We start from the raw sequence: 3,340 nt of genomic DNA on the forward strand, positions 1-3,340 counted from the left end.
AAGATAACGTACTCGTTGGCATGGGCGCCATCGTGCTCAGCGGTTGCCATATCGGCACCGGCTCCATCATCGCGGCCGGCGCAGTTGTGTTAGAAAACACCACTATCCCGCCGTATTCTCTCGTTGTAGGTGTACCGGCGAAAGTAGTTCGTACCGATGAATCTCAGGTTGAACGTATCCATAACCAGGCCTTAAAATACAAGAACCTTTGGACTGAACGCTACGGTTTATTACCTGATGCTGGTGGCGAACAATACAAAAAAGGAGCTAAAATCGTTTAATACGAACGAATGACTACCCCAAATGAAGAATAAAAACTAAGGAGCTATCCCCAAGGTTAGCTCCCCACCACACAAAAGAGGCTGACAGCAAATTCGCTGCCAGCCTCTTATTTTATGTCCCGACTATTTCTATCCGGCCTATTTTATGTTCAAGCTTTTTTTAGCCTATTTTATGTCACTGCCTATTAATCAGTCCATGGCGATAACAACTTCGCCTTGAGCCAAGCTCTTTTTCACATCAATAATACGTTGATTCTTGGAGCCGCGGAACCGCAAGCTTGGGTCGCGCAAAGCATCTACAAATTTGCCGTCCACTAAGATATCGCATTGTTCCAATAACTGTCGTTTAGCCGGGCAAGCGATGAGCTCATCCCAGGTATAACCGGAGTACGCCCAAATATCCTTTTCAGGCACCGTTTCGCGCACCTTTTTCACAACCGGCAATAGACCGTCCACATTTTGAAACGGTTCGCCGCCGAGCAAGGTAAGGCCCGATACATTCGGATCGCTCACGTAAGTAAGTACTTCTGCCGTTTCCTTATCGGTCCAAAGCTTCCCTGCCTGTGGGTTTTGGTATTCTTCGTTAAAACAATTAAAACATTTATGTGTGCAACCGGTAACAAAAATAGACGTGCGGATACCGTTTCCGTTGGCAATATCTAATTTGCGAATTTGTCCATAATTCATTACGGCTCGCCTCCTCTACCTGCTCAAATTTTAAAAATAATTGTTACTTCGGCACAATCATTCTCATCTCTAAATAGAATAATCTAAACAAAAAACAGGTCATGAAATCATGACCTGTTTTTGAGTGTTAAATATGCATTACTCGGTCTTTAATTTCTTTAGTACGTCCTTCATTCCAGAAGTTTTCACCTAAATAACCGCAAGTACGGCGGATTACTGTTAATTTATCGCGGTCCGTATTATGACAACGTGGGCATTCCCAATCATTGTTATCGTTGACTTTAATTTCACCGTCAAAACCGCAAACATGACAATAATCTGATTTTGTATTAAATTCCGCATAGGAAATATTATCGTAAATGTATTTAATCATCGTTAATACGGCCGGAATATTATTGGTCATATTCGGAATTTCCGCATAAGAAATGCAACCGCCGGTCGACTTTTTCTGGAATTCCGATTCGAACGCAAACTTATCAAATACATTAATTTCTTCCCGTACGTTTACATGATAGCTATTGGTGTAATAGCCTTTATCAGTAATATCTTCGATTTCACCGAAACGGGCACGATCCAAAGAGCTGAAACGATTGGTAAGGCTTTCAGCCGGTGTACCGTATAAAGCAAAGCCCATGTTATGACGTTTCTTCCAAGTATCAATGGCTTCGTTCAAACGATCCATAACCTTCATGGCAAATACACGGCCTTTTTCACCGGTGTTAGATTCACCCGTAATGAGCTTAGTCGCTTCGTACATACCGATGTACCCCATAGAAATCGTAGCATAACCGCCTTTAAGGAATTTCGCAATGGATTCACCTTTTTTAAGACGAGCAATAGCACCATGCTGCCAATGAATTGGCGATACATCACTGGTTACGTTTTTCAATAATTCATAACGTAACAATAAAGCTTTTTCAACCAATTTCAAACGTTTATCCAAAATTTCAAAGAAACGTTTTTCACTGTGACGCGCCAAAATACCGATTTGCGGCAAGTTAAGGCTTACAACGCCCATATTAAAGCGACCGTCGAATACGTATTCACCCTTTTCATTTTTCCAAGGGGACAAGAACGCACGACATCCCATTGGGCTGAATACATTACCTTCATAATTTTCCTTCATTTTCTTAGCGGAAATATAGTCAGGATACATGCGTTTAGCCGTACATTTAGCGGCTAATTCAGTCAAATAATAATAAGGCGCATCGGGATGGATATTGTGTTCATCCAATACATAAATCAACTTAGGGAACGCCGGTGTAATGTACACATTCGCTTCGTTTTTAACACCCATAATGCGCTGTTTCAAAATTTCTTCATCGATGAGCGCCGCTTCTTTAGCATATTCGCTGTTTGGGTCGAAATGCATAAACAAGGTTACAAACGGAGCCTGACCGTTTGTCGTCATCAACGTATTAATCTGGTATTGAATAGTCTGAATACCGTCTTTAACTTCTTTGCGCGTACGTTTCCAAGCAATTTCTTTCGCTTTTTCCATATTCGGTTTCATGTCATAGATTTCAACCTGTTCTTCCAAAACATTGGCTAAAATCTTATCATACGATTTACGTACAAACGGTGCCAAAATACGGTCGATACCGTTAATACTCTGACCGCCGTACTGACCGGAAGCGACTTGCGCAATAATCTGAGTCGTTACGGTACAAGCAACCTGGAAGGACTTCGGCGTATCAATCTTCTTACCGTTAATAACAGTACCGTTGGTGAGCATATCTTCCAAATTAATTAAACAGCAGTTGAACATCGGCTGAATGATGTAATCCATATCATGGAAATGAATTGCACCGCTGTCATGAGCCTGTACGATATCCGCCGGAATTAATTTACGACGGGCAATGTCCTTGCTTACTTCACCTGCAATAAGGTCGCGCTGCGTGGAAACAATGGCTGCATCCTTGTTGGAGTTTTCATCAATCAAGGCCGTATTGCTGCGGTCCAACAAGCCGAATACATCTTTATCAGTCGTATTTTCTTTACGTTTAAAAGCCTGAACGGCTTTGTAGTTTTCATAAGCACGTGCCGTTGCCGGATTATGGTATTCCAACAATTTGTAATATACCTGGTCTTCAATAGCATAAATTGTCAATGTTTTGCCGATTTTATGAGCGTATTCTTCGATTTCGTCAGCGATACGCCCCGCCAATCCTTCTTCATATAAACCGGTACTGCTATTCATGGCTTTTTCGATAGCTATTTCGATTTTTGTTTTATCGAATGGCACTTTCTGGCCATCACGTTTAATTACCTCCAACACGGTAAAGCCTCCCTAACACTTACTACTAAATATAGTATGTAAATAAAAAAAGATATTGACAAATAAGCAATGACCATTTGGCCACTTAGTTAAA

2 protein-coding genes and 1 pseudogene are annotated in these 3,340 nt (G+C 41.4%); 1 reads left to right on the plus strand and 2 read right to left on the minus strand.

Annotated elements, in window-relative coordinates; all coding sequences use genetic code 11:
* Positions 1-281, plus strand: a pseudogene (locus E7204_RS07840) (gamma carbonic anhydrase family protein); the annotation flags it as partial.
* 189 nt (positions 282-470) lie between these two features.
* Here the strand turns inward: E7204_RS07840 and nrdG are convergent.
* Positions 471-968, minus strand: a complete 498-nt coding sequence (gene nrdG / locus E7204_RS07845) for an anaerobic ribonucleoside-triphosphate reductase activating protein (RefSeq protein ID WP_021841007.1) — start codon at positions 966-968, stop codon at positions 471-473.
* Positions 969-1,095: 127 nt separating this feature from the next.
* Positions 1,096-3,246 carry an anaerobic ribonucleoside-triphosphate reductase gene (gene nrdD, locus E7204_RS07850; RefSeq protein WP_127058218.1) on the minus strand — a complete coding sequence of 717 codons (2,151 nt, stop codon included), beginning with the start codon at positions 3,244-3,246 and terminating at the stop codon, positions 1,096-1,098.
* Positions 3,247-3,340 lie beyond the last annotated feature (94 nt).

This window comes from Veillonella sp. (assembly GCF_015058545.1).
In the GTDB taxonomy this organism is placed as follows: domain Bacteria; phylum Bacillota; class Negativicutes; order Veillonellales; family Veillonellaceae; genus Veillonella_A.

Coding starts and splice junctions, on each gene's coding strand:
- nrdG (WP_021841007.1), bottom strand. CDS start 968: ATGAATTATGGACAAATTCGCAAATTAGATATTGCCAACGGAAACGGT.